The 26053-nt window shown below is 73.3% G+C and carries 23 protein-coding genes; 16 read left to right on the top strand and 7 right to left on the bottom strand.

What is annotated here, in order from left to right; translation table 11 throughout:
* The first annotated feature begins 140 nt into the window (after positions 1–140).
* Genes ABT137_RS19895 through ABT137_RS19880 form a run of 4 tightly spaced genes read left to right on the top strand, consistent with a single transcriptional unit; the run spans position 141 to position 3469 of the window.
* A complete protein-coding gene (locus ABT137_RS19895; protein ID WP_351710531.1) occupies positions 141–995 on the top strand; it encodes a 3-hydroxyacyl-CoA dehydrogenase family protein in 855 nt (284 codons plus the stop codon).
* Complete coding sequence (locus ABT137_RS19890) at positions 992–1258, top strand: acyl carrier protein (protein ID WP_351710529.1); 267 nt, start codon at positions 992–994, stop codon at positions 1256–1258. The genes ABT137_RS19895 and ABT137_RS19890 overlap by 4 nt, the downstream gene beginning before the upstream one ends.
* On the top strand, positions 1251–2348 hold the full coding sequence (locus ABT137_RS19885) for an acyl-CoA dehydrogenase family protein (protein WP_351710527.1): 1098 nt from the start codon (positions 1251–1253) through the stop codon (positions 2346–2348). Before ABT137_RS19890 ends, ABT137_RS19885 begins: the two co-directional genes overlap by 8 nt.
* Positions 2349–2377: 29 nt before the next feature.
* Entirely contained in the window at positions 2378–3469 is a 1092-nt protein-coding gene (locus ABT137_RS19880) for an HAD-IIIC family phosphatase (RefSeq protein WP_351710525.1), read from the top strand.
* A 43-nt stretch (positions 3470–3512) separates the two neighbouring features.
* Here ABT137_RS19880 and ABT137_RS19875 read toward each other — a convergent pair whose 3' ends face one another.
* Positions 3513–4532 (bottom strand): aldo/keto reductase, encoded by a 1020-nt coding sequence (locus ABT137_RS19875; RefSeq protein ID WP_351710523.1) that lies wholly within the window; start codon positions 4530–4532, stop codon positions 3513–3515.
* Positions 4533–4557: 25 nt separating this feature from the next.
* Positions 4558–5469, bottom strand: a complete 912-nt coding sequence (locus ABT137_RS19870) for a helix-turn-helix transcriptional regulator (protein WP_351710521.1) — start codon at positions 5467–5469, stop codon at positions 4558–4560.
* Positions 5470–5776: 307 nt separating this feature from the next.
* On the opposite strand from ABT137_RS19870, the gene ABT137_RS19865 reads away from it, so the two are divergent.
* The 4 genes from ABT137_RS19865 to ABT137_RS19850 all read left to right on the top strand — a co-directional run bounded on the left by ABT137_RS19865 (position 5777) and on the right by ABT137_RS19850 (position 8425).
* Positions 5777–6811 carry an alcohol dehydrogenase catalytic domain-containing protein gene (locus ABT137_RS19865; RefSeq protein WP_351710519.1) on the top strand — a complete coding sequence of 345 codons (1035 nt, stop codon included), beginning with the start codon at positions 5777–5779 and terminating at the stop codon, positions 6809–6811.
* Positions 6808–7098: a hypothetical protein gene (locus ABT137_RS19860; protein ID WP_351710517.1), complete on the top strand. Its 291-nt coding sequence runs from the start codon at positions 6808–6810 to the stop codon at positions 7096–7098. The genes ABT137_RS19865 and ABT137_RS19860 overlap by 4 nt, the downstream gene beginning before the upstream one ends.
* Positions 7098–7982, top strand: a complete 885-nt coding sequence (locus ABT137_RS19855) for an aldo/keto reductase (RefSeq protein WP_351710515.1) — start codon at positions 7098–7100, stop codon at positions 7980–7982. The genes ABT137_RS19860 and ABT137_RS19855 overlap by 1 nt, the downstream gene beginning before the upstream one ends.
* Positions 7983–8053: 71 nt before the next feature.
* Positions 8054–8425 carry a DUF2255 family protein gene (locus tag ABT137_RS19850; protein ID WP_351710513.1) on the top strand — a complete coding sequence of 124 codons (372 nt, stop codon included), beginning with the start codon at positions 8054–8056 and terminating at the stop codon, positions 8423–8425.
* 128 nt (positions 8426–8553) lie between these two features.
* On the opposite strand, the gene ABT137_RS19845 is transcribed toward ABT137_RS19850, so the two are convergent.
* On the bottom strand, positions 8554–9231 hold the full coding sequence (locus ABT137_RS19845) for a uracil-DNA glycosylase (protein ID WP_351710511.1): 678 nt from the start codon (positions 9229–9231) through the stop codon (positions 8554–8556).
* Between the two features lie 275 nt (positions 9232–9506).
* Between ABT137_RS19845 and ABT137_RS19840 the strand changes: the two genes are divergently transcribed.
* Both ABT137_RS19840 and ABT137_RS19835 read left to right on the top strand, forming a co-directional pair.
* A complete protein-coding gene (locus ABT137_RS19840; RefSeq protein WP_351710568.1) occupies positions 9507–10436 on the top strand; it encodes an N-acetylglucosamine kinase in 930 nt (309 codons plus the stop codon).
* Between the two features lie 142 nt (positions 10437–10578).
* Positions 10579–11502 (top strand): sirohydrochlorin chelatase, encoded by a 924-nt coding sequence (locus ABT137_RS19835; RefSeq protein ID WP_351710509.1) that lies wholly within the window; start codon positions 10579–10581, stop codon positions 11500–11502.
* 175 nt (positions 11503–11677) lie between these two features.
* Here ABT137_RS19835 and ABT137_RS19830 read toward each other — a convergent pair whose 3' ends face one another.
* On the bottom strand, positions 11678–12709 hold the full coding sequence (locus ABT137_RS19830) for a lactonase family protein (RefSeq protein WP_351710507.1): 1032 nt from the start codon (positions 12707–12709) through the stop codon (positions 11678–11680).
* Positions 12710–12832: 123 nt separating this feature from the next.
* The gene (locus tag ABT137_RS19825) at positions 12833–14320 is read right to left on the bottom strand and encodes an FUSC family protein (protein ID WP_351710505.1); all 1488 of its coding nucleotides are present in this window, start codon (positions 14318–14320) and stop codon (positions 12833–12835) included.
* Between the two features lie 214 nt (positions 14321–14534).
* Here ABT137_RS19825 and ABT137_RS19820 point away from each other — a divergent pair, with 214 nt between their 5' ends.
* The 3 genes from ABT137_RS19820 to ABT137_RS19810 all read left to right on the top strand — a co-directional run bounded on the left by ABT137_RS19820 (position 14535) and on the right by ABT137_RS19810 (position 17390).
* Entirely contained in the window at positions 14535–15011 is a 477-nt protein-coding gene (locus ABT137_RS19820; protein WP_351710503.1) for an Lrp/AsnC family transcriptional regulator, read from the top strand.
* Between the two features lie 15 nt (positions 15012–15026).
* Positions 15027–15722 carry an HAD family hydrolase gene (locus ABT137_RS19815; protein ID WP_351710501.1) on the top strand — a complete coding sequence of 232 codons (696 nt, stop codon included), beginning with the start codon at positions 15027–15029 and terminating at the stop codon, positions 15720–15722.
* 174 nt (positions 15723–15896) lie between these two features.
* On the top strand, positions 15897–17390 hold the full coding sequence (locus ABT137_RS19810) for an MFS transporter (RefSeq protein ID WP_351710499.1): 1494 nt from the start codon (positions 15897–15899) through the stop codon (positions 17388–17390).
* An 85-nt stretch (positions 17391–17475) separates the two neighbouring features.
* On the opposite strand, the gene ABT137_RS19805 is transcribed toward ABT137_RS19810, so the two are convergent.
* Entirely contained in the window at positions 17476–18507 is a 1032-nt protein-coding gene (locus ABT137_RS19805) for a methyltransferase (protein ID WP_351710497.1), read from the bottom strand.
* 141 nt (positions 18508–18648) lie between these two features.
* The gene (locus ABT137_RS19800; RefSeq protein ID WP_351710495.1) at positions 18649–19449 is read right to left on the bottom strand and encodes a LysR family substrate-binding domain-containing protein; all 801 of its coding nucleotides are present in this window, start codon (positions 19447–19449) and stop codon (positions 18649–18651) included.
* Between the two features lie 178 nt (positions 19450–19627).
* Here ABT137_RS19800 and ABT137_RS19795 point away from each other — a divergent pair, with 178 nt between their 5' ends.
* From ABT137_RS19795 to ABT137_RS19785, 3 genes are all read left to right on the top strand, one after another.
* Positions 19628–20020 (top strand): DUF5997 family protein, encoded by a 393-nt coding sequence (locus tag ABT137_RS19795; RefSeq protein WP_351710493.1) that lies wholly within the window; start codon positions 19628–19630, stop codon positions 20018–20020.
* A 209-nt stretch (positions 20021–20229) separates the two neighbouring features.
* Complete coding sequence (locus tag ABT137_RS19790) at positions 20230–21084, top strand: DUF4132 domain-containing protein (protein WP_351710491.1); 855 nt, start codon at positions 20230–20232, stop codon at positions 21082–21084.
* Positions 21081–26033, top strand: coding sequence for a hypothetical protein (locus ABT137_RS19785; RefSeq protein WP_351710489.1), 4953 nt, complete (start codon positions 21081–21083; stop codon positions 26031–26033). The genes ABT137_RS19790 and ABT137_RS19785 overlap by 4 nt, the downstream gene beginning before the upstream one ends.
* The last annotated feature ends 20 nt before the right edge of the window (positions 26034–26053 follow it).

The raw sequence follows: 26053 nt of genomic DNA, 5'->3' as shown, positions 1-26053 counted from the left end.
GACTCCCCCACCACCGCGGCCCGAACGGCGACGGCAGGACGGCTGTGAAGAGTGTCCGGCTCCCGCCGGCCGCGGCGGCCCCCCCCCGTCCGCATACTCGGCCGCCGGCCACGAGCCATGCCCAGAAAGCAGGAACGACGATGACGACCGAGCCGATCGCGGTTCTCGGTGCCGGAGTGATGGGCGTGGGTATCACCACGCTCCTGGCGGGCCACGGCCTGCCGGTACGGCTGGTGGACAACGACCCCGGGAAACTGACGCGGGCGCCCGGCAGGATCCGCCAGGAACTGCGCATGGCCCAGCTGATGGGCGCCCTGCCCCGGGACCGTGCCCAGGGCGAGGTGAGCCCGCACGGCGATGCGTCCGCGGTCCGCGGCGCGCGACTGGTGATCGAGGCGATCACCGAGGACGCCGGCCTGAAGAACGCGGTGCTGTCCGAGGTCTCCGCGCTCGTGCCCCCGGGGACTCCGATCGTCTCCAACACGTCCTCGATCCCCATCGACGAACTGGCCGACGCCGTGCGCCGCCCCGCCGACCTGATCGGCACGCACTTCATGAACCCGCCGGCCCTGATCGGCACCACCGAGGTCATCCGCGGCGTGCGCACCGGTGAGTCGGCCCTGGAGGCGGTACGCGGCCTGCTCCACGAGGTCGGTCGCAAGCCCGTGGTGGTCCGCGACGCACCCGGCTTCGTCACCAGCCGTCTGCTGCACCCGATGATCAATGACGCGGCACGGGTGGTCCAGCAGGGCACGGCGTCCGCCGAGGACGTCGACGCGCTGATGCAGGGCTGCCTGGGCCACCCCACCGGACCACTGCGCACGGCGGACCTGATCGGTATCGACAACCTTGTCGACTCCCTGTGGGTGCTGCTCAAGCGCACCGGCGACGAAGGCTGCCGCCCCTGCGACCTGCTGCTGCAGAAGGTCGCCGACGGCCACCACGGCCGGAAGACCGGACGCGGTTTCTACGAGTACGAGGAGAGCACGACATGACCGTCCCGACAGACCGGCCCGCGGACGTACAGGCGGCCGTCCTGGCCTTCGTCGAGGCCAGGACCAAGACGAGCTGGGACCCCGGCGCCGACATCTTCGCGGCCGGCGGGCTCTCCTCGTTGTTCGCCATGGAGCTGGTGGTGCACCTGGAGAAGACGTTCGGCATCTCCATCGGCGGCGCCGACATGCGCCTGGAGAACTTCCGCACGGTCGACTCGATGGTCGGGCTCGTCACACGGCTGGGCGGGGACACCCGTGCCTGACCGGCTCGCCGCCGAGGTCACCGAGCTGGTGGGTGACCAGGCCGACCACTGGGACCGGACCGGACTGATCCCGCACGAGCTGCTACGGAAGATGTCCGTGCGCGGCATGCTCTGCGCCCAGGTCCCCCAGGAGTACGGCGGTCTCGGCCTGAACAGCGCTCTCAACGGCGAGTTCACCGCGCACGTGGGGAGCCTGTGCAGCTCGCTGCGGAGCGTGCTGACCTCCCAGGGCATGGCCGCCTGGGCCATCCAGCGCCTCGGTGACGCCCGGCAGCACACCGACCTCCTGAGCGGCCTGGTCGGAGGCCGGCTGGCGGCCGTCGGCTTCAGCGAGGCCGAGGCGGGCAGCGACATCTCCGCCATGACCACCACCGTCCGGCCCGACGGGGACGACGTGGTGGTGAACGGCACCAAGGTGTGGATCACCGCGGCCCACTACGCCGACGAACTCGTGGTCTTCGGGCGGTACGGGGAAGGCGGCGCGGCCGTCGTGATCCCCGCGGACACTCCCGGTGTCACCGTCGAGCGGGTTCCCGATCCGCTGGGCTGCCGTGCCGCCGGACACTCCACGATCCGCCTGGCGGACGTCCGGGTACCGGCACGCCGGCTGCTGGGCGGGGCGGGAATGCCGCTCCCGATGCTGGTCACCCTCGTCCTGGCGTACGGCCGCATGTCCGTGGGCTGGGGCTGTGTCGGCATCCTCCGGGCCTGCCTGGCCGCGGCGGCCGCGCATGCCCGCTCCCGCCACCAGTTCGGCAAGCCCCTCGGTGAACACCAACTGGTCGGCCGGCACCTCGCCGAGCTGCTGGTCTCGGAACAGATCGCCACGCGGACCTGCGAGCACGCGAGCGCCCTCTGGGACGCGAACGCCCCCGACGCGGTCACCGCCATCGTCCTGGCCAAGCATGTCGGTGCCACCCAGGCGGCACGGGGGGCCGCCGCGGCGGTGCAGGTCCTGGCATCCGCCGGCGCGGACAACAGCAGCCCGGTCGCCCGGGCCTACCGGGACGCCAAGCTGATGGAAATCATCGAGGGCAGCAACGAGCTGTGCCAGATCATGCTGGCCGAGCACGTGCTGTCGGACGCGTAGAGACGTCGGACTCACGAAGGAGACGGCCCATGGCCGAGCGGCCGGCGACGGTGAAGTGCCTCGTCTGGGATCTCGACAACACACTGTGGCAGGGCACCCTGCTGGACGGAGACGACGTCCGGATCACGGACGGCGTCAAGCAGGTGGTCGCCGAACTGGACCGGCGGGGCATCCTGCAGGCGGTGTCCAGCAAGAACGACCACGACCTCGCGTGGCAGCGGCTCGAGCAACTGGGCATGGCCGAGTACTTCGTCCTCCCGCACATCGGCTGGGGACCGAAGTCCGACTCGGTCCGGTCCATCGCCGAGCGGCTCAACTTCGCCCACGGCACGATGGCGTTCATCGACGACACACCGACCGAGTGCGCCGAGGTGTCGTACCACCTGCCGGAGGTGCGCTGTTACGACGCCGGGCAGGTGACGGACCTGCTGGGCCTGCCGGAGTTCAGTCCGGCCACCGTCACGGTGGACTCGCGGCGACGCCGTGAGATGTACCAGGCCGGTTTCCGCCGGGACGCCGAGCGCGAGGAGTACAAGGGCGCGGACGAGGACTTCCTGCGCTCGCTCGATCTGTGGATGTCGATCAGCAGGGCGACCGACGACGAACTGAGCCGCGTCGAGGAACTGACCCTGCGCACGAGTCAGATGAACGCGACCGGGGTGCACTACGACGACGCGACGCTGCGCCGGCTGATGGCCGACCCCGAGCACGACGTGCTGGTCGTCGCCATGGGCGACCGGTTCGGGCCGCACGGCGCGGTGGGCCTGATCCTCCTGCGCCGGCAGCCCGGGACATGGCACCTCAGGCTGCTGGCGACCTCGTGCCGCGTGGTGTCCTTCGGTGCCGGCTCGGTCATCCTCAACTGGCTCATCGATCAGGCCGCCACGGCTGGAGCGCATCTGAGCGCCGACTTCCGGGCCACCGCCCGCAACCGCATGATGGAGATCGCCTACCGGTTCGCCGGCTTCGACGACCAGCCCTGCGGGTGCCACGACGGACAGGAGGCGTCGGCCGACGGCGCCGCCGATGTCCAGCGCCTGCACCTGGTTCCCGCACCGCGTCCCGGCCCGGCCACCATGTCGCTCGACGCGGTCGACCTCGCCAAAGGGACATCTCAGTAGGGCCGGGCACGGTGGCCGCGCCTGAACCGTAGGCCGGATCGGGTCAGCGTCGGCGCTGCTCGGCTCGCAGCTCGAAGTCGCCGTAGCTGTTGTCGGCGGGGTTGACGGTCACCCCGGGTGCCACGATCTCGTCGATGCCGTCGAGGACGTCGGCCGAGAGGGTGACGTCGGCGGCGGGCAGGAACGCCTCCAGCTGCTCCATGGTGCGCGGTCCGATGATCGCCGAGGTGACACCCGGGTGACGGATGACGAAGGCGACGGCCAGCTCGATCAGAGTGAGGCCGGCCTTCTCCGCCAGCAGCGCCAGCTGTTCGACGGCGTCGAGCTTGCGCCCGTTGGCGGGGCTGGTCATGTCGAAGCGGGCTGCGGGGCGCGCCGCGGAGGCCGGGCCGGAGGTGCTGTCCTTGCGGTAGCGGCCCGAGAGCCACCCGCCGGCCAGGGGGCTGTAGGTCAGGGTGCCCATGCCGTGGCGGCGGACGGTGGGAAGGACGTCCTCCTCGATGCCGCGGACCAGGATCGAGTACGGCGGCTGCTCGGTCACGAACCGCTCCAGGCGCCGCTCTCGGGAGGTCCACTGGGCCTCGACGATCTGGGAGCCGGCGTAGGACGAGGAGCCGATGTAGCGGACCTTGCCCTGGTGCACGAGGTCGGAGAGGGCACCGAGGGTCTCGTCCACGTCGGTGTCCGGGCTGGGGCGGTGGACCTGGTAGAGGTCGATGTGGTCGGTGCCGAGGCGCCGCAGGGAGTTCTCGACCGCGCGCATGATCCAGCGCCGCGAGCCCCCGCGCTGGTTGGGGTCCTCCTGGCTCATCGGCATGAAGAACTTGGTCGCGAGGAACACGTCCTCGCGACGGTCTTTGAGCGCCTTGCCGACGATCTCCTCCGAGACGCCGCCGGAGTAGACGTCGGCGGTGTCGACGAAGTTGACGCCCGCGTCGAGGGCCCGGTGGATGATCCGGATCGAGTCGGCCTCGTCCTCGTTGCCCCAGGGGCCGAACATCATCGCGCCCAGGCAGAGCGGGCTGACCTGGACGCCGGTGCGGCCGAGCGGTCGGTACTGCATGAAGCTCTTCTCCTCGTTCGTGTGGTCAGTCGTTCCCCGGTCGGTCGTTCCCCGAGGGGACGACCGTGCCCGCACTCGCCCACGCGGCGAGGAGGCCGAGTGCCTCCCGCTCTCGCGAGTCCGGTTCGGGGGTGTAGAAGTTGAGACGGAGGCCGGGGTCGGACGGCAGGTCCATCGCCTCATAGGGCAGCGCGAGATCACCGACCAGCGGATGGTGGAGATTCTTCACGCCGGAGCGGTGGAACTTGACGTCGTGGCGCGCCCACCGGCGGGCGAAGTCGTCGCTCCTCGTCGTCAGCTCTCCGACCAGGTCGGTCAGCACCTTGTCGTGCGGCGCCCGGCCCGTCTCGGTGCGCAGGAAAGCCACCGCGTCGTCGGCGCCCTTGTCCCAGTCGACCCAGAAATCCCTGCTCGCGGGGTCCAGGAACATGAAACGAGCGCTGTTGGCCGGCCCGCGCTGGGCGAACAGCGGCGAGTCGAAGACCGGTGCGTACAGCGCACGCCCCAGCGTGTTGGCGGCCAGGATGTCGAACCGGGCGTTGCGCACGTACGCCGGCACGTCGGTCATGGAGTCGAGCAGACGCAGGATCGTGGGCCGCACGCGGGACGAGGTCACCGTGGGCCGCCGGCCCGACGGGGTCGCCGCGCGGGCCAGGTCGTAGAGGTGGGTGCGTTCGGCCTCGTCGAGCTGCAGTGCGTGCGCGAGGGCCTCGAGGACCGAGTCCGAGGCGCCGCTGAGATTCCCGCGCTCCAGCCGGACGTAGTAGTCGACGCTCATGCCCGCCAGCAGAGCGACCTCTTCGCGGCGCAGGCCCGCCACGCGGCGGTTCCCGCCGTAGACCGGCAGCCCGGCCCGCTCCGGGGTGACGCGCGCCCGCCGGGTGCTCAGGAACTCCCGCACCTCGGCGGCCAGGTTCTTCTTGTCGCTGTCGGCCATGGTCAACCCCCGGGGGCTTGTTCCGCGGCGCCGTCGGCGGGCATGGCCTCGGACCAGCCGGCGTCGAGCGCGGAGTGGGTGAGGGCTTCGGTGGCGGCCAAGGGCACGGGGACCTCCTCCTGATCGGGTGGTGTGGATCGGTGCCGGCCACTTCACGGTAGGTCCGTCGCCGAGCGCCTGCGAGGTACTGCCATTACCTGGAACAGCAGTGACTCCCACCTGTGCGGCTGCGCGCGGTTCTCTGGAGACGGCCGAGGACCGCGAGTCCGACATGGGCCCGAACCCGAAACCGACCTGAAGGAACACCGTGCGCGCAGCACTCATGTACAGAGCCGGCGACGTCCGCGTCGGGCATGTCGCCGACCCGTCCCTCAAGGAGGTAACCGACGCGCTGGTCCGCATCACCACGGCCTGCGTGTGCGGCAGCGACCTGCACCCCTACCGCTCCCTGTCCGGCTCCGCCGGCCCGGTCCGCATGGGCCACGAGTTCATCGGCGTGGTCGAGGACACCGGCAGCGAAGTCAGGACGGTGCGGAAGGGCGACCTCGTCGTCGCTCCGTTCGCCTACTCGGACGGCACCTGCGCCCACTGCCGGGCCGGGCTGCAGACCTCCTGCGAGCACGGCGGATTCTGGGCCAGGAACGGCATCGACGGCGGTCAGGGCGAAGCGGCCCGCGTGCCGCTGGCCGACGGCACCCTCGTGAAGCTGCCGGTCGGCGTCGACGACGCGCTCGTCCCGTCCCTGCTCACCCTGTCCGACGTGCTCGGCACCGGCCATCACGCCGCCGTGCGCGGCGGAGTGCGGCGCGGCAGCACCGTCACGGTGATCGGGGACGGCGCCGTCGGTCTGCTCGCCGTGCTCGCCGCCAAACGGCTCGGCGCCGAGCAGATCGTCCTCATGGGCCGGCACCGGGCCCGTACCGACCTCGGCCTGGCGTTCGGCGCGACCGATGTCGTCGCCGAGCGCGGCCCCGAAGGCATCGAGAAGGTACGTGAGCTCACCGGCGGCGGCAGCCCGATCGTTCTCGAAGCGGTCGGACACCGGCCCGCCTACGAGCAGGCCTACGGAGTGGTCAGCCCCGGCGGCACCATCAGCCGGGTGGGCGTGCCCCAGTACGAGGAGGCCCCGGTGGGCTTCGGCAGCCTCTTCGGCCCCAACATCACCCTGACCGGAGGCCCCGCCCCGGCCCGCGCCTACATCGACGAGCTTCTCCCCGACGTCCTGGAAGGCCGTATCGAGCCGGGCCGGGTCTTCGACCGCGCCGTCGGTCTCGACGAGGTCGCCGAGGGCTACCGGGCCATGGACGCGCGCGAGGCCCTCAAGGTGCTGGTACGGCCGTGAGCAGGCAACCTGTGATCAGCCCGGTGGACACGTCCGCGCGCCTCCGCTGCACCCCGTCCGCCGTCCGGGCGATCACCGGAACCGACGCCGGGAAGCCGGCGACGGGGCCGGTGACGCGACGGCCACCACCGCGCACTGCGCGCCGGTACCCGCGACGCAGCGATCGAACGGAGCTCCGCTCGGGCACAGCCCTGACCGGCTCCGCCGTCCTGATCGCGCCGGCGGTCCTGACCGTCCTCATCCTCGACGTGCCCGCACGGGCCACCCACGACGAAAGGTCCCTGTGATGCAGACCCTCACCCTCAACAACGGCGTCGAGATGCCCGCTCTCGGACTCGGCGTCTTCCAGACCCCGCCCGACGAGACCAGGGCCGCCGTCACGGCCGCGCTCGACCTCGGCTACCGGCACATCGACACCGCCGCCGCCTACGGCAACGAACGCGAGGTGGGCCAGGCCATCCGCGACTCCGGGGTACCCCGCAAGGACCTCTTCGTCGAGACCAAGATCTGGATCAGCGACTACGGGTACGACGAGACCCTGCACGGCTTCGACAAGAGCGCCGCCAAGCTCGGTGTCGACCGGATCGACCTGCTGATCCTGCACCAGGCCCTGCCGTCCGACTTCGACCGGACCGTCGCGGCCTACCGCGCCCTGGAGAAGCTCCTGGCCGACGGCAGGGTCCGCGCCATCGGTGTCAGCAACTTCATGACCGACCACCTGACGACACTGCTCGACGTCACCTCCGTCGTCCCGGCGGTGAACCAACTGGAGATCCACCCCTACTTCCAGCAGCGCGCCGTGCTCGACTTCGACGACCGGCACGGCATCCTCAACCAGGCGTGGTCCCCCATCGGCGGGATCACCTTCTACCCGGGCTACGGCGAGGACCGCAAGAGCGTCCTCCAGGACCCCGCCGTCACCCGCATCGCGGAGGCGCACGGCAAGAGCCCCGCCCAGGTGCTGCTGCGCTGGGGCATCCAGCAGGGCCGCTCGGTCATCCCCAAGTCCACCCGGCGCACACGCATCGCCGAGAACATCGACGTCTTCGACTTCGAGCTCACCGCCGAGGAGCTCACCGCCCTCGACGCGCTGGAAACCGGCCGGCGCGGCGGCCCCGAGCCCGAGAACGTCACCCTCGCCGCCTACGGCCGCGCCATCCCCGAAGCCTGAATCGGCCGTCCGGAGAAGCACCGACCCCGCAGCCCCCCTCTGACACCCATGACCAGCCCGGAGGAAAGACCTTGACGTACTGGAACGACGCCGACCTGGCGAGGGTCGGCGCGGCGGAAGAGCTGGACCTGGAGTCCGAGCGCGCCGACGGCACCCTGCGCGCCCCCGTGACCATGTGGGCCGTCCGGGCCGGCGACCATGTCTACGTCCGCTCGGTCAAGGGCACCACCGGCCCCTGGTACCGGGGCACCCGGTCCCGCCGCCAGGGCCGTATCCACGCCGGCGGCGTGCGGCAGGACGTCACCTTCCGGCCGGCCGACCACGACGAGTACGCGGCGGTGGACGCCGCCTACCGGGAGAAGTACGGCCGGTACACGAGCATCGTCGAGCACGTCCTGACCGACCGCGCCCGTGAGTCCACCCTCCGCCTCGAACCGCGCTGACCCATCCCTCCGCCGAGGGCGGACGGGGGAAAGCCGGCCGGGAAGGAGCTTCGTGCCCCACGCCCGACGAGGGCCCCGCGCCCCGGGCAGGGGGCCGCCGTCCTCCGAGCCGTCACACGCACCGGGGCTTACGGCAGTCGCCAGTCCACCGGCTGTCCCCCCTGCTGGATCAGCAGGTCGTTGGCCCGGCTGAACGGCCGCGAGCCGAAGAAACCGCGGTCCGCCGACATCGGGGAGGGGTGGGCGGACTCGATCGCCGGGAGATCCCCGAGCAACGGCCCCAGATTCCGGGCGTCACGTCCCCACAGGACGGACACCAGTGGTTTGCCACGCGCCGCCAGCGCCCGGATCGCCTGCTCGGTGACCTCCTCCCACCCCTTGCCCCGGTGCGCGCCGGGACTGCGCGGCGCCGTCGTCAGCGCTCTGTTCAGCAGCAGGACCCCCTGTTCCGTCCACGGCGTCAGATCGCCGTTGGACGGCCTGGGCAGTCCCAGGTCGGAGTGCAGCTCCCGGAAGATGTTCTCCAGACTCCCCGGCAACGAACGCACCTCGGGCGCCACCGCGAAACTCAACCCGATGGCCATACCCGGCGTGGGATAGGGGTCCTGACCGACGATCAGGACGCGCACGTCGTCGAAGGGCTGCTGGAAGGCCCGCAGGACATTCGCCCCGGACGGAAGGTAGGTCCGGCCGGCCGCGACTTCGGCCCGGAGAAAGTTCCCCATCGCAGCGATGCGTTCGGCCACAGGTTCCAGAGCCTTCGCCCAGCCTGCTTCGACAAGTTCATACAACGGTCGTGGTGCCACAGCGCGTCACCCTACTGGCAGACGCCGGGTTCCACACAGACGCACCGGACCCCGCCCACGCACGACGCCCTCGGCGCTACCCTTCCTCCTGATCAAGGTGATGCGCGCGGTCGGCCACCGGGAAGGAGGGGGAGCCTTTTGCATCCGGTGACCAAGCCACTCCGCCGCCGTCCTCGCACCCCACTGCTGCCGTGAGCGACGGGGACAGCGGATCCCGGGACGCGGGGTTCGTCGCCGTCGACTCCGGCGGCTCCGGGTTGCGGGTCGTCGTGGGCATGCCGGGGCGCGAGCCGTCGGCACCCCTGGAGTCCCGGGAACCGGTACGGACCGGGGCGCGGGGCATCGACCCCGGGCACCTGCTGGAACAACTCCTGCCCATGGCACGGGCGTTGGCGGACTCGTACGGGTTGGGGCGGGTGACGGCAGCCGTCGTCGGCGCCGCCGGGCTGGCCAGTCTCGGCGATGCGCTGCGGGCCGAGCTGCCGGGCGCGCTGGCCCGCGAGCTCGGGGTGCGGACGGTCGCGCTGGCCGCCGACGCCGTGACCGCGTACGTCGGCGCCCTGGGGCCGCGACCCGGCGCGGTGGTCGCCGCCGGGACCGGGCTGATCGCGATCGGTACCGATCTCGGCCGGTGGCGGCGCGCGGACGGCTGGGGGCACCTGCTGGGCGACTGCGGCGGCGGCGCCTGGATCGGCCGGGCCGGTCTGGAGGCGGCGCTACGCGCCTTCGACGGGCGGGACGGCGGCTCGGCCGCGCTGCGTGCCGGCGCCGAGGACCGGTTCGGGCCGCTGCCCGGCCTGCCGGGGCAGCTCTATCCGCGCGCCGACCGGCCCGCCGTACTGGCCTCCTTCGCCCCGCGCGTCGCGGACTGCGCCGGTGCGGGCGACCCGGTCGCGGTCGCGATCCTGCGCACCGCCGCCCGGCACATGGCCGAGTCGGCCGCCGCCGTCTGCCCCACGGAGGGTGACCCCCTGGTCGCCCTCACCGGCGGCCTGTTCAAGCTGGGCGACCCGCTGCTCCTACCGCTGGCCGAGGAGTTGGCGCGGCTGCTCCCGCAGGCACGGCGGGTGCCGGCGGAGGGCGATCCGCTGCACGGAGCGGTACGCGTCGCGAGTGACCTGGTCGCCGGGCGGCTCACTCTGCCGAGTGATGAAAATCTGCTCTCCGTCGTGCACATAAAACTTGTACAGAAAAAAGGCTATTGATCCCGCTGGGACACGAAGCATCCGACAGGTGGCGGAATCCCCTCCGAATCATGCGTAACTCATCAGACAAAAGCGGACGGATACCGCTCACCTGCACCCTCCCCGAACAAGGGAGCCCAGATAGCCAGTAACATGCGGCGCCATGAGCTCCCCCACTGGGCCCGCCGGCCTGCCTGTACGAATGCCGCGCCCCCGCCAGCCCGGACGGCACCGCCGCCCCGAGCCGCTGGTGGCTCCCGAGGACGCGCCCTCGCTCGTCCTCGCGGTGCCGGGTACGCCCAGCGCGGCCACGCGCGGCCTCGCCGAGGAGGTCGTGAGCATCGCCCGCTCCGAGCTGCCCGGCCTGGACGCCCGCATCGGGTACCTGGACGGGGACGACGCGGAGTTCCCCACTCTCCAGTCCGTGCTCGCCCGTGCCGCCGAGGAGCGCACCGCCCGCTACGAGCAGGCCGTCGCCGCCGGCGTCGAGGGGATCAAGGCCCCGGACGGCCCGGTCGCCGTCGTCGTGCCGCTGCTGGCCGGTCCGGACAGCGCGCTGCTGCGCCAGGTCCGCCACGCGGTCATGGAGAGCCGGGTCGCCGCCGACCTGACCGACGTCCTCGGCCCGCACCCGCTGCTCGCCGAGGCGCTGCACGTGCGCCTCTCGGAGGCGGGGCTGGCCCGTGCCGACCGTGCCCGGCTGTTCACCGTGGCGACGGCGGCGGACGGCATCATCCTCGCGTCCGTGGGCGGCGACGAGGCCGTACAGGCCGCCGGGATCACCGGCATGCTGCTCGCCGCGCGCCTGGCGGTGCCGGTGATGGCCGCCGCGCTGGACCAGGAGGGCTCGATCGCCTCCGTCGCGGAGCAGCTGCGGGGTTCGGGCTCGCAGCAGCTGGCGCTGGCGCCGTACCTGATAGGGCCGGAGATCGACGCGGCGCTGCTGGCCGCCGCGGCGGAGGAGGCCGGCTGTGCCACCGCCGAGCCGCTGGGGGCGTACCCGGCGATCGGGAAGCTGGCGCTGGCCAAGTACACGACGGCGCTGGGGATCGCTCCGCAGCAGCCGCAGGGTGCGCCGGTTCGCTGACGCGGGGAGCCTTTCCCGACGGGGTTCTTTCTCGGAGAGGGCCCCGTCGTCTGTTTCTTCGGGGTGGTGGGGACAGTTCTCGGCCGCCGGCCGGTGGGGGTCGAGCGCGCAGTTCCTCCCCCAGCCTTCGGCCGGGGGTACCCCCGGCGCCCCTGACGGGGCGCCCCGGGCACCCTCAGTCAAAAACGATGCAGGACACTGCCGGGACCTCCACCGAGCCGTCGTAGCGGGGCTGGCCCGTCTGCTGGTCGAGGGTGAACCAGGTGATGTTGCCCGAGCGCTCGTTGGCGGCGTAGAGGAAGCCTCCCGACTCGGTGATCGCCCGGGGCCAGTGGCCGCCGCAGGGGACCGTCGCCGTCAGGTGCAGTTGGTCCCCGTCGACCGCGAACGTGGTCAGGACGTCCTCGCCCCGGGTCGCCGTCCAGACGAAACGGCCGTCGGGCGAGACGGCGATGCCGGACGGGTGGACGTCGCCGGACGGCGCGCCGGGCAGGACCGGGGTCTCCGTCAGTGGTCTGAGGATGCCGGTGTCGGCGTCCCAGCGGCAGACGGTCACGGTCGGGGTGAGTTCGTTGACGACGTAGGCGTACCGGCCGCCGGGGTGGAAGGCCAGGTGGCGGGGGCCGGAGCCGGGACGCAGGGCGAACTCGCGGTGCAGGGCGGGGGCGCCCCCGTGCAGGGTACAGACGCGGACCGAGTCGGTGCCCAGGTCGACGCTGACCGCCCAGCGGCCGCTGGGGTCGGACTGCACCTGGTGGGCGTGCGGGCCGCGCTGGCGTCGTTCGTGCGGGCCCGAGCCGGTGTGCTGGAGCTGCCCGGAGGGGGCGGGGGCGAGGGTGCCGTCGGGGCGGACGGGGACGGCGGTGACACTGCCGGAGCCGTAGTTGGCGGTCAGGACGTGGCCGTCGAAGACACTGAGGTGGGTGGGGCCGCTGGCGTCGACCGGGACCGGCGGCCCGGCGAGGCGCGGCTTGTCGTCGTGGACGTGGTAGGCGGCCACCGCGCCGTCGGCGGTCTCGCTGACCGCGTACAGGGTGCGCCCGCCGGGCGCGAGCGCGAGAAACGACGGGTCGGGGACGCCGTCGACGCTCTCCAGGAGGGCCAGGGCGCCGCTGTCCGGACGGACCGCCGCCGTGACGACCCCCGGGCCGCCCGCGGCCGTGAACGACCCGATGAACGCCCTGCGCCGCCTGTCGCCGTCTGCCACCGCTGTCCCCTAACGCTGCAAGCCACCACGAGCCGGTACTGGTCGGTGCGAGTCGGTACGAGCCCGCCCGGGGCCGACGGTAGCAGCTTGCGGTCTAGACCAGGGCGTGTGGGGCGGCGCGTCTCAGGCGCCGACCAGGGGCGAGCCCGAGGGGGTGCGCAGCGGCTCGGCGAGTTCGGACAGGGCGCGCTCCAGGCCGTGCAGGTGCGCCAGGGCGGGTTCGACGGGCGGCTCGGTGGGCGCGGTGATGTGCTCCGAGCCTCTGGTGAGCGCCTCGACGGCCGCCTCGACGCGCCAGCAGGCGGCGGCCAGCCGGGCGTCGTGCGAGGCCTCCGGGTCGGCGGCGACCGCGACCAGGCCACGGATCTCGCGGGCGCAGTCGTCCAGCAGGGCGAGGACGCGGCGGGCGCGGCGCTTGCGGCCGTGCATCGGGTTGAGGGGGTGCACGAGAGGGGCGACCGAGAGCCGTACCCGGGCGAGGAGCTGTTCCAGTTCGGCCACCCGGGGTGCCGGGTCGGCGGTGGCGGAGTCGGCGAGCCGGGCGGCGGCCTCGGCCGTGCAGGCGTGCACGCAGCGCAGGGCGCGCTGGATCCAGGCGTCGGTGGTGAGGTGGGTGGTGACCGGCAGCACGAACAGCACGGCGAGAACGGCACCGAGGGCGCCCACCGCGGTCTCGGTCAGCCGCAGCGCCAGCAGGCCGGGGGTGAGGACGCCCAGGAGGCCGTAGAGCAGTTCGGCGAGAAAGGTCACCCAGAGCATCATCCAGGTGTAGGAGACGGCGGCCGTGTAGAAGATGCCGAAGACGGCGGCCGCGACGAGGACGGCGGTGGGAACCGGGGCGCCGTGCACCGGGGCGGCGACCAGCAGGCCCAGCGCGATGCCGATGACGGTGCCGAGGACCCGGCGGAAGCCGCGCACCAGGGTCTCGCCGCGCGAGGCGGTGTTGACGAAGATCCACCAGGTGGCGCCGACCGCCCAGTACCAGCGCTGGCCGGACACCAGCTGGCCGGCGACCAGCGCGAAACCCGCGCCCGCGGTCGCCTGGACCGCCTGCCGGGTGGTCACCCGGACCAGGCCGGTGCCGGCGGGCGGAGCGGGCACCGGCGGCGGGGGCAGGCGGCGCTCGTAGCACCAGAGGCCGAAGCGGACGGCGGCGGCGCTGAGCACGGAGAGCAGGACGGCGGCGTACAGCTCGGGCAGCTGTCCGGGGGTGGCGTGCAGGAACTGGGCGACGAAGAAGGTCATGAAGGCGAACACACCCAGGCTGTGGCCGCGCGGACCCCAGCGGCGCGCGTAGACGCCCGCACCGACCACGGCGAGGAAGACCAGGTCGCGGGCGACCGGGACGTCGTGCAGCTCGGCCGCGGCCGCGAGCACCGGCAGGCCCACGGCGGGCAGCAGCGCGGTGGTGACGGCCTGTCCGCGCACCGTGGCGTCCGCGACGGTGAACAGCGCGAGCAGCGCGGCGAGACCGCCGGTGACGGCGCCCGTGAGGGAGTGCCCGGCCAGTCCGCAGACCACGACGGCGAGTCCGATGCCCAGCACGGCCCGCGCGGCGAAGCGCAGCCGCACCCGCCCCGGGTCCGGAGCCACGAACACCCTCTTCAGCACTGCTTCCCCTCCCGCGGACGGCACAGAAAAGGCGCCGCGGGGATCCGCAGCGCCATCGACACACCCATGAGAGCATCGGAGGGGCCGCTGGCTCAAGTGGCGTCGATTCTGCTGTGCCAATGGTCCAGTGCATGAAGACGTGTGATGGCGGTCGAAATGCCAATGGTCCAGGTCGGCGGAGCAGGCCGGTGAGCCATTGGTACAGTCGTACGTCATGACGGTGGACGAGCTCGACACCCGCATCCTGCGGCTGCTGCTGGAGCAGCCACGCACCAGCGTGCGCGAGTACGCCCGGGTCCTCGGGGTCGCCCGGGGCACGCTCCAGGCCCGGCTGGACCGGCTGGAGCGGGACGGTGTGATCACGGGCACCGGCCCCTCCCTCTCCCCGGGCGCGCTCGGCCACCCGGTGCTGGCCTTCGTGCACATCGAGGTCACCCAGGGGCATCTGGACGACGTCGGGGACGCGCTGGCCGCCGTGCCGGAGATCGTGGAGGCGTTCTCGATCACGGGCGGCGGGGATCTGCTGACCCGGGTGGTGGCGCGGGACAACGCGCATCTGGAGGACGTGATCCAGAAGCTGATCAGCCTGCCGGGCGTGGTGCGCACCCGCACGGAGGTGGCGCTGCGCGAACGGGTTCCGCACCGGCTGCTGCCGCTGGTGGAGTCCATCGGCCGGGCCGCACGCGCGTAACGGCATCCTGGTCCCATGAGCGATCTCGGCGGCCTTGCGGTCATCTTCGATCTCGACGGAACACTCGTGGACAGCGAGCCGAACTACTACGAGGCGACGCGGCAGATGCTGGCCGGGCACGGCGTCCCGGACTTCACCTGGGCGGAGCACGAGCGCCTCGTCGGCATCAGCACGCTGGAGACGGTGACCCTGCTGCGCGACCGCCATGGACTGCGGCCCCCGGTGGCCGAGTTGCTCGCCGAGACGAACCGGCGCTACCTGGAGCTGGCCCGGACCCGCACGCGCACGTACCCCGAGATGCGGAAGTTCGTGGAGTTGCTGGCGGCCGAGGGCGTCCCGTCGGCGGTGGCCTCCGGCTCTTCCCCCGAGGCGATCGAGGCGATCCTGGCCGGCACGGGCCTCGGCGCGTATCTGCGCACGGCGGTCTCGGCCGACGAGGTACCGCGCGGCAAACCGGCGCCGGACGTCTTCCTGGAGACGGCCCGCCGCCTCGGCGCCGCACCGGCCGACTGCGTGGTGCTGGAGGACGCCGCTCCGGGCGTGGCGGCGGCGCACGCCGCCGGGATGCGCTGCATCGCGGTCCCCTATGTGACCGCTCAGGCCGATCGGTTCACCACGGCCGATCTTCTGCTGCGCGGCGGCCAGGCGGAGTTCACGGCACGCGCGGCCTACGACTGGCTCACCTCGTCCGGGTGGCGGCCGGGCCGCTGACCAGGGCGCACGGCGACCGGGTGGTGGCACGGCGCGGGAGGCGTCGTTCGCACGCCGACGCGGCGGCGGCCTCCTGGCGGGAGACGCCCGGGCCGTCACCCGGAGGGAGTAGTTCGGCCATCCGTTCGCTCCGCCGGTCGTGCGATGCCCGGGATGCCTGCATAGCGTGGCCACATGACCACGACCTGCTCAAAGCCGCAGCTGCCGGCCACCGACGACCGGCGGTGGAAGGCGCTCGGGGTCTGCCTCGCAGCCGGCTTCATCTCGCTGCTCGACACCTCGATCGTCAACGTGGCGCTGCCCTCGATGGAGCGCGGCCTGGGCGCCACGGAGGCCGCCCAGGCCTGGGTGGTCTCCGGGTACGCGCTGACCTTCGGGCTGGCACTCGTCCCGGCGGGGCGGCTCGGCGACCTGCGCGGGCGGCGCCAGGCCTTCCTGATCGGGCTCGCCGTGTTCACGGTGGCCTCGGCGGCCTGCGGGCTCGCGACGAGCCCCGACCGGCTGGTGGTGTTCCGGCTGATCCAGGGCGCGGCGGCGGGCATGGTCGCGCCGCAGACCTCGGGGCTGATCCAGCAGATGTTCCAGGGCTCCGAACGCGCCAAGGCCTTCGGGCTGCTCGGCAGCGTCATCGGGGTCTCGACGGCGGTCGGCCCGCTGGTGGGCGGTGTGATCATCGACTCCGTGGGCACCGACGACGGCTGGCGCTGGGTGTTCTTCGTCAACCTCCCCATCGGGGTCGCCGCGTTCGCCGCGGGCCTGCGGCTGCTGCCCCGATATCCCGCGTCGGCGGACCGGCGGGAGCGGTTCGACCCGCTCGGAGTGCTGCTCCTCGGCTGCGGCGTGCTCGCGCTGATGCTGCCGCTGGTGCAGGAGCAGCAGTGGACCGGACCACAGAAGTGGGCGCTGCTGCCGGTGGGCGCGGTGCTGCTCGGCCTGTTCTGGGTGTGGGAACGGCGGCAGGGCCGGCTCGGACAGGCGCCCCTGCTCGATCTGAGCCTGTTCTCGATGCGGTCCTTCACCCTCGGCGCGCTGATCAGCCTGTCCTACTTCGCCGGCTTCACCACGGTCTTCTTCGTCCTCGCCCTGTTCCTGCAGAACGCGGCGGGATACAGCGCGCTGGCGGCCGGAGTCACGGTGCTGCCGTTCGCGGTCGCCTCGGCGGTCGGTGCCGCTCTGGGCGGCCGGCTGGTGATGCGCCACGGACGCAAGGTGGTCGTCATCGGTCTCAGCGGGGTGGCGCTGGGGCTGCTCGGCATCATCGCGGTGGTGCGGCTGGTGCCGTTGGAGAGCTTCGGGTGGGCCGCGGCGGTGCCGATGGTCATCGGCGGCATCGGCTCCGGCATCACGGTCTCCCCCAACACCACGCTGACCCTGACCCGCGTCCCGGTGAAGCGTGCCGGTGCGGCCGGCGGGGTGCTGCAGACCGGCCAGCGCGTCGGCTCGGCGGGCGGGATCGCGGTGGTGGGCTCGGTGTACTTCGCCCACCTCGCACACCGCGGCCCGGCCACCGAGGCGCTCCAGCTGGGCCTGCTCACCTCCGTCGGGTTCATCCTGGTGGCGCTGGGCCTGGCGGTGGCCGATCTGGGGGAGCGGGTGAAGGCGCCGGAGGCGCGGGAAGCGCGGGAGATGCCGCCGGAGGTGCCGGAGCCCGAGCCCCTGGCGCCCTGACCAAGCAGGAACTGCGCGATCGGCCACGACGCCGCCGCAGACAGCAGACGGCAGACGGCAGATCGCGGCACTTCCAGCGGAGCGCTCAGGCGGCCACCGCCTCCACCACCGAGAGCACGGTCGGCGTCGGCACGACCCTCGACAGCTTCAGACCGGCGGACTCGAACAGGGCCGCGAACTCCGCCCCGGTGCGTTCCCTGCCCACCAGACACGCCATGAGCAACAGGTCGAGCGCCTTGGCCTGATGGGGTGCGTTGCCCGGCGGGACCACCGCGTCGACGACCAGGATGCGCCCGCCCGGCGCCAGCGCGGCACGGCAGCGGTCCAGGAGGGTCACGCACTGTTCGTCCTCCCAGTCGTGCATGATCCGCTTGAGCACGAGGACGTCTCCCTCCGGTACGGCCGTGAAGAAGTCGCCGGACTCGATGGACCAGCGTCCGGCGGTCCCGGGCGTGTCCAGCCGGTGTCCGGCCAGCACGTGCGGGCGGTCGTACAGGACGCCGTGCAGACCGGGATGGCGGTCGAGGACGGCCAGCAGCAGCCCGCCGTGGCCGCCGCCGACGTCGACGACCGTCCCGGTGGCCGGGAGGTCGCAGGCGGCGGCGATGGGCTCGTTCTCGGCGTCGGACATCGCGGCCATGCCGCAGTGGAAGACGTCGGCGGTGTCCTCGTCCTGCCCGAAGTAGTCGAAGAACGGCAGCCCGAAGAGGTGCTCGAACGCGGAGGTCCCCTCGGTCACGCAGCGGCTCAGATCGGCGGTGGGCAGCCACATGCTGCGGTCGGTGTTCATCAGCACGGCCGAACGCGCCGAGCAGGGCGCGTCGGTGCGCAGCGCGTCCCCGGCGGCGGTGAGCCGGAAGCGGCCGTCGGCGTCCTCCTCGAAGACGCCACGCGTGGCCAGCAGCCGGAGCACCCGGTAGAGGTTGCGCGGGTCCGTGCGGGTGGCCTCGGCCAGTTCGGCCGGGGTGCGCGGGCCGTGGGCCAGATGGTCGGCCACGCCCACGACGGCGGCGGCGCGCAGGGCGGCCGGGAACAGGTAGCCGAGCGATTCGTCGACGAGGAACGCGGACGACGCACGGGGGTCGACGAATTCGTCCGGGGCTCCTTGCGGGCTCACGGGCGCCTCCAGCGGTGGATGTCCGGGATGTCCGCAGGCATCGTGACACTGCGCGGACCCGGTATCACGGAACGTGATCGGGGCGCGCGGGAGCAGATCGGGAGCGGGTGTGAGGCAGGGAGGGGCCGGTCCGGCCGCCGCTCACGAGCGACGGCGGGGCTTGCCGCGTTTCGCGGGCTTGGCGGGGTTCGCGGACTTCGCGCCGGTGGCACGCGCGCGTGCGGTGCGGGCGCCCGGCGTCGCCTTGGCCCCGGCCGCCGGCTTCTGCGTCCGTTTGGCCTTCTCCGCCGCTGCCCCCGCCGTCTTCGTCTGCTTCGAGGCCGGTGCGGCCTGACGGCCGCGGGTGCTGTTGACCGTGCGGCCGCGGACGATGCCGATGAAGTCGTCGACCAGGTCCGTGGTGGCCTCCTCGGGCCAGGACAGGGCGACGGTCGACTCCGGGCCGTCGGTGAGCGGCCGGTAGGTGAGGTCCCGGCGGTGGTACAGCCGGGCCAGGGACTGCGGGACGATCAGGAGACCGACACCGGCGGCGACCAGCTCGACGGCGTCCTCGGTGGTCGCGGGGCGCTCGAAGGCGGGCTCGCCGGGCGGGGTGTCCCAGTCGAAGACGTCGTCGAGGGGGTGGAAGAGGACCTCGTCGGCGAGGTCGGCGACGGTGACCTCCTCGGCCGCCGTGATCACGTGGTCCTTGGGGACGACGACCACCGTGGTCTCGCTGTAGAGGGGGATCGCGCTGAAGAACGTACGGTCCACCGGAAGCCGTACGAGACCGGCGTCCGCGTCACCCGCGCGCAGCAGGCCGGACGCCTCGGCGGCGGGGACCTGGAGGAGGGTGAGGGGGATGCCGGGCAGGCGCTCGTTCCAGATCCGAACCCATTTGGCGGGCGTCACGCCGGGGACGTACGCGAGCCGGAACGACGGTGTTTCCTCCGAGCCTGTCACCAGGCCAGGTTAACGGGCCGCGGACGGCCGCCCGGCATCGGCCACGGACGGCCCCCGGTATCGGCCGCCGCAGGCTGGCCCCGGCATCGGCCGGCGCGGGCTGCCCCCGTCGGCGGTGCAGGGCCGGCGCCATCGGCCGTGGTCAGGGCTTCCGTGCCCGGCCGATACCCTTGACCTCATGAGTTCGCACCAGACCGCCCAGACGATGAAGCCCGCGACCGCGGCGAAGAAGCTGGGCGTGTACCTGCCCGCCACGCCCGCCGCCTTCCAGGAGGGCGTCGTCTCGCGCGCCGAACTGACCGAACTCCAGGCGAACCCGCCCGAGTGGCTGCGCGAGCTGCAGGCCAACGGGCCGCACCCGCGTCCGGTGGTCGCGGCCAAGCTGGGCGTGTCCATCGCGGGGCTGGCGCGCGGCGGGGTGACGGAACCGCTCACCACCGAGCAGATCGAGGAGCTCAAGCGCGAACTGCCCGAGTGGCTGGAGAAGGAGCGCGCCACGCAGGCCGAGGTCCGCAAGGAGACCGTGCGGCTGAAGAACCTGAAGCGGGACAAGGAGTCGGGTCAGGGCTGAGCTCCCTCCCGCGTGACTTCCTACGGCCCCGGTCCGGGCACCTCCGCCTGCGGACCGGGGCCGTCGCCGTGCCGGCCCGACCCTCCTGCCGGCCTTCGCACCCCACGCTGAACTGCGTTTTCCCCACTCGGCGCAGACCGCGGCAGGCGTTGTCAGTGCTCTCCCCTACAGTCGCCATCACTTGATCACTGCGGTGCGGGGAGGCACGCATGGGGTGGGTGACGGCCGGGGACTACGAGGTGGCCCTGGACGACGGGAAGGTGGTCTGCCGCAACGCGGCGGGGCGGCGGCTGAAGTCCGTGCCCGCGAAGCTGGCGGAGGATCCGGCCGTCCTGGGGCTGCGGCAGCTCGCCGAGTGGCTGGAACGGCACGAACGGCAGTGCCTGGCCGACGTGGAGCGGTGGATGACCCGGTCCCTTCCGGTCCCGCTCGCCGTCCTTACGCGGGTGTGGCCGGACCCCGCCTGGCAGGCGGCACTGCGCGACCTGGTGGTCACCGGCGCCGACGGCGAGGTCGCCGGTTTCCTGCGGGACGCCGACGCCGAACGCGGGCTCGGCCTGGTCGACCTCGACGGCGACACCGTGCGCATCGCCCCCGAGCTGGTCCGGCTACCGCACCCGGTGCTCCTCGAAGACCTGGCGGAGCTGCGGGAGTTCGCCGTGGAACTCGGCGTCGAGCAGAAGGCCCAGCAGCTCTTCCGCGAGGTCTGGCACCGCCCGGACGCGCTGGACGCGGAGGGCACCCAGATCGAGGAGTACGCGGGCGGGGTCTTCAAGGAGCTGCGGTTCCTGCACGGCAGGGCCACGCAGTTGGGGTACCGCGTGCGCGGCGGTTACGCGGTGTGCTCCGTGCTGGAGGAGGGCCGCGGGGCCGAGGCCCGGGTCTGGATCGGCGACTACGACAGCTACTTCGAGACCGAGACCGGCCCGCTGGCGTGGACCGATCCGGCGGGCCGGACGCTGAGGCTGGGTCAGGTCGGCCCGGTCGCCTGGTCGGAGGGGATGCGGATGGCGGCGGCGCTGTACGCCGGGCGGGACATCGAGGACGAGGAGCGGGCGGCATGACCGGCTACGACGACACCACCACGGCCGCGCTGCTCGACGCCGGCGCGATCCTGCCCCCGGGCACGAGCCCGCGGGAGGACGCCGACGTCCTGACCGCGCGCACGTACACGCACCCCGCCCTCGACGAGCGGACTGTGGTCCGGCTGGTGCCGGGCACCCTCGGTGAGGCCGAGGACCTGGCGCTGGAGTTCCTCGGTCTGGGCCGGGAGCCGGAGGCGCCCGAGGTCGGTCAGGTGCGCCGGGAGACCCTGGGCTTCCCGGCCTGGGCGCTGGTGCACGACCCGGCCAACGGCCATCACGCCCTCGCCCTGGTCAAGGACGTCGAGCGGCTGGCCCGGCAGGCCAAGTCCAAGCCGGGCAACGCGAAGGAGGGCTTCGAGGCGCTCGGCGAGCGGCTCGGCCGCGCGGTCCCGCACTTCCTGCCGACCTTCTACGAGCAGGCCGCCCGCATCTTCCTCCAGCACGAGAACACGACCTACGCGGCCGCGTTCTTCGGCAAGGCCCGCGAGGCCGAGCGGGTGCACGCCCTGGCCGTGGACGAGGAGCGGCAGCGGGCGGTGTTCCTGGAGTTCGCCTTCGCCGGGGCGCTCACCGTCAAGGCGCTCAAGGAGTACGTGAAGGACCTCGCGCGGCGGCTCGAACCGGCCACCGCCTGGGCGCAGTTCCGGCAGCTGACGGTGGAGCGCTGCGCGGCCGGTATGCCGCCGTACGCCTCGCTGCCGCAGGACGCGCGCGGGCTGATCAAGGCGGCGGGACTCGACCGGGTCACCGAGGAGTGCGCGCTGGTCGCCGACCTGCTCGCGTCCCCGGCCGCCGTACGGGCACCCGCCTCCTTCTGGAACGCGTACCGGAGCGTGCTGCCGGTGCTCGCCGAGCGGCGGCCCGGGATCCGGGTACGGCTGCTGGAGATCATGCCGGCCGGCCTCGGCCGGGACGTGGCGGACGACGAGTTCTGGCTCACGCTGCTGGCGGAGTGCGGGGCGGACCTGCTGCTCACCGAGGACGGCGCCGGGGAGGTCGATCCGGCGGACTGGCTCGGCCGGTGGGCCCAGCACCGCAAGCACGGAGCGGCGTACTCGCACCGCTCCCCCGCGACGCTGGCGCTGGCCGAGCGGATGGCGCCCCGGCTGCGGGCGGGCGGACGCCCCGTCGACCTGTTCACCGGGCGCTGGCAGGCGGGCGCCGACCTCGATCTGCTGGACCTGTGCGTCGCGGAGGGCATCCCCCTGGCCGTACTCGACGCGGACACCCATGTGCACCTGCCGCTCGCCGTCTGGCTGCGCGACGAGCGGCCCGGGCAGCGGGACCTGAAGGCCGTCGCCGCCGAATCCCGTTACCGCGCGCTGCTGTTCGACGCGGTCGAGGGCCTCGGCCGGGGGCAGGGGCCTGCGGAACTGCCCAAGGTGGCCGCGCATCCGGTGCTCGGCGACGTGCTGCGCGAGTGGCTGCAGGAGGCGACCGCGGAGTTCGCCGCCGGCGCCGGACTGCCCGGCGTCGACGCGAATCTGGAGCGGTTGCGGCCCTTCCGGGCGGTGGTGCAGGAGAGCCCGCAGGCGGTGCGCCGGCTCACCGGGTACGACATCGTGCCGGTCCTCGGCCGTACGCTCCGCACCGGGATCCTGGACGAACTGGGCTGGCCCGCGCTGGATGAGGCGCTGGAACTGCTCGACGCCGAGGTGCGAAAGGACCGGGACAACACGCTGTCGGTGACCGAGGCGTGGCCCGCGCTGATCCTGGTGCGCGGTCACAAGGCGATCGTCGTCGGCCCCGAGGGGATCCTGCTCACCCACGACCTGCGGCTGCCCGCGGACCTGGACCGCTGGCAGCGCCCCCGGTTCCGGTACGTCGACGGCGAGTTGCTGGTGATGTGGCGGGACGGCTCGAAGCAGCACGGCTACTGGTCGAACCGCCCGTCCGAGGTGGTCCCGCTCGGCGGTGAGCTGATCCCGAGCTGGTGGTCCGGCATGGACGCGGCCAACGCGTCGATCCCGTTGCCCGGTGGCGGCCGGGCCACCGGTGGCCGCACCCTGCACGCCGGGGACACGGTCCTGCCGCCGAGCCGCCCGGTCATCGGCGACGGCACCACGTACTGGCGTCAGGGCAGGCAGGGCCGGCAGTCGCTGTGGCTGGAGTACGACCCGGCGACCGGCGAGCACGGGCGGGCCTCGCTGCCCGCGCTGCTGGCGTCGGCCGTCCACGAGGACGCCTCGCTGCTGCACGACTCCTGCGAGGTGCTGCCGCTGCAACCCGGGCTTGAGCACAGCCCGTTCGGTACCGACGGCACGGTCCTCGGGCGGTGGGTGCGCACGGAGGGCGAGGACGCGGAGGCGCGGACGACCGCCGGTACGCCGGACGGGCGGACGGCGACCCTGCGGGCGGCCCGCAACGGCCGGGTGCCGGGGGTGCCGCTGGGCGCGCTGCGGCTGCCGGGCGGGGCCGAGCCGATCGCCGCGCAGATGTACCAGAGCGTCGCCCTGCACGCGGACGACGGCACCGAGCTCGGGCGGGTGTCCTTCGGCGAGTCCGGCGGGGCGTACGCGGCCGGTACCCGGCTGGTGCCGCCGGTCGCGTTCTGGCACGCGCTGCGCCCCCGTGACGAACGCGGGTCGGCCGTACTGCGCGCCCTGACCGACGCGTCGGCCGGTGCGCTGATGCGGGCGACGGCGACGGCGCTGGACGAACGGCAGCAGGCGCTCGCCGAAGCCGGGAAGGACGAAAGGGCCAGGGCCGCGGTGCCGACCACGGACGCGGTCGCCGTGGCCGCGGTGGCACGGGCGCTGCCCGGGCTGACCGACCGGCGGCTGCTGGCCGGTGTCGCCTCCCTCGTCCGTGCGGCGCTGCGGTTCGCCGAGGTCGCCGCGACCCTGGCCAGGCCCGCGCAGGAGCGGCCGCGGCAGCCCCGGCAGCGGACCGAGGGCATGTTCGCCGACTTCTCGCCGCTCCACGGTGAGGACCGGGCACTGCGCGACGCCGCGGCCGGAGTCGTGACCGTGCAGAACGCGTGGCACGGCGGGTGGGCCGCGCTGCGCCAGATCCGCGCCGTCAACCACGTGCTGTCCGGCAGGCCCGCCGACGGCAAGCCGCTGCCGGAACGCGAGCGGGTCGCCACCGTCGGCGACGGCTGGCAGAGCGACGAGCACACCGTGCCCACCATCGGCGCGGACTGGACGCCCGTCCTGGGCGCCCTGCGGCCGCTCGCCTACCGCGCCGCCTCACCGGCCCTGACCGACGTCCAGCGCGAGCCGCTGCTCCTGCTGTTCGAGGCACTGACCGAGGGACCGCTCCCCGCACTCGGGACCACGCTGCGCGTGGTCGTGCTGAGCGAGCCGCACGACAAGCAGCAGCGGGTGGGGCAGGTGCTGCGCCGGGACGGCCGCACCGTGGCGGTGCTCGGGTGCCAGAGCGTCGACGTCCGGCTGGAAACGGTCGAGTGGCTGGCGCTGGACCACGACCCGTCCGGGGCGTTCGGTGCCGTCGGGCACTTCACGCTGGTCCGGGAGACCCGGTACGCCGCCGGGATCCCGGCGGACCGGCTGGCCGAACTGACCCGGCTGGTCCGGGAGAAGGGCGCCGCGCCCTGGCGGCCCGAGGCCCCCGAGGCGCTGGCGACCGCGACGAACGGCGGGCTCGGCCCCCTCCAGGCCGCCGTGCTGCTGGCCGGCCACCCGCACGCCCCCGTCGCCGACGGGCTCGCCGCCGTCGGACTCAGGCCCGGGCAGCGGACCTTCGGCGCACAGCTGCTGAACTCACTGGGCCAGGACGAGCAGCGGGCGCTCCTCGGCGCGCTGCTGCCGGACGACCCGGCCGAGCTGTGGACGGCCGGCCCGGACACGGCGGCCGCGGCCCGGCTGTGGGCCGAGCGCCTCGGCACCCTGGTGCGCCTGCCGGAGGACCTCAGCACCGATCTCACCGGTGTGGGCGCCGGTCACGCCGAGGCCGTGCTCAACCCCGCGCGCACCCCCTGGCTCGCCCGCACCACGGTGTTCCGGCTCGACAAGGACGGCGACTTCGCGCCCGCCGACCCGTCGGCGGTGCCCGGTTCGTACACGCTGGCCGGAGCCATGGAGAGCCTGGCCGCGCTGGCGTACGTACTGCCGTACGGGCATCCGCTGCGGGCCGGGCTGACGGACGGGCTCGGCGCGCTGCGCCGGCGGCTGGCCGACCCCGAGCTGCTGCTGGACCTGGACCTGGAGTGGACGGAGAAGGGCGGCCCGACCTGCGTGCAGCTGCGCAAGGTCTTCGGCCTGCCCGAGGCCGGCGGCGCCGACGCGCACGGCCTGACGAGGGCCGGTGACACGCTGGTGCTGCGCCCCTGGTACTCGGACACGGAGCATGTGCTGCTCCGGCCGGGAGCGCTGACCGGAGCCGACGACCCCGTCTTCGGACTCCTGGAGGGCCTGCTCGGCGAGGGGCGCGCGTCCCGGCTCCGGTCCGTGCGGACGCTCCTCGGCGAGGACCTCGCCCGTGCCGTGGCGGCCGAGGGACCCGTCGGCTACGCCCAGGACCCCACGGTCTCCGTGCCCGCGCTGGTCGCGGAGGTCGCCGCGGCGCAGGGTCTCGGCGAGGACGCGGCGGTGCTCTACCTGCAGCTGCTCGCGCTGCCCGACCCGACCGACCGCAACTGCGCGCGCTGGACCGGCTGGAAGCCCGCCCGGATCAAGAAGGCGCGCGCCGAACTGGCGGTGACCGATCTGGTCGTCGAGGCGAAGCGCCCGCGCGCCGGCCGCACTCTCTTCCTGCCCGGCGGCTGGCGCGAGCTCAGGGCTCCGGCCCTGCCGTCGGAGACCTGGAAGGAGACCCTCTACCCGGTCTCCGACGGCCACCGGACCCTCCCGCTGGTCCCGGTGCCGGAGCTGTTCGCCCGGGCCTGGGAGCGCGTACGCGCCGGAGACGCACCCGCGTACGAGCAGCTGACCACGCGGGCCACCCGCGGAGGCCGCCGCAGATGACCACGATCCGCACCACCGCC

The organism is Streptomyces sp. NPDC001980 (assembly GCF_040296885.1).
Taxonomy (GTDB): Bacteria; Actinomycetota; Actinomycetes; order Streptomycetales; family Streptomycetaceae; genus Streptomyces.
Note: the sequence above shows the minus strand (reverse complement) of the source record. Positions and strands in the feature narration are given on the sequence as shown.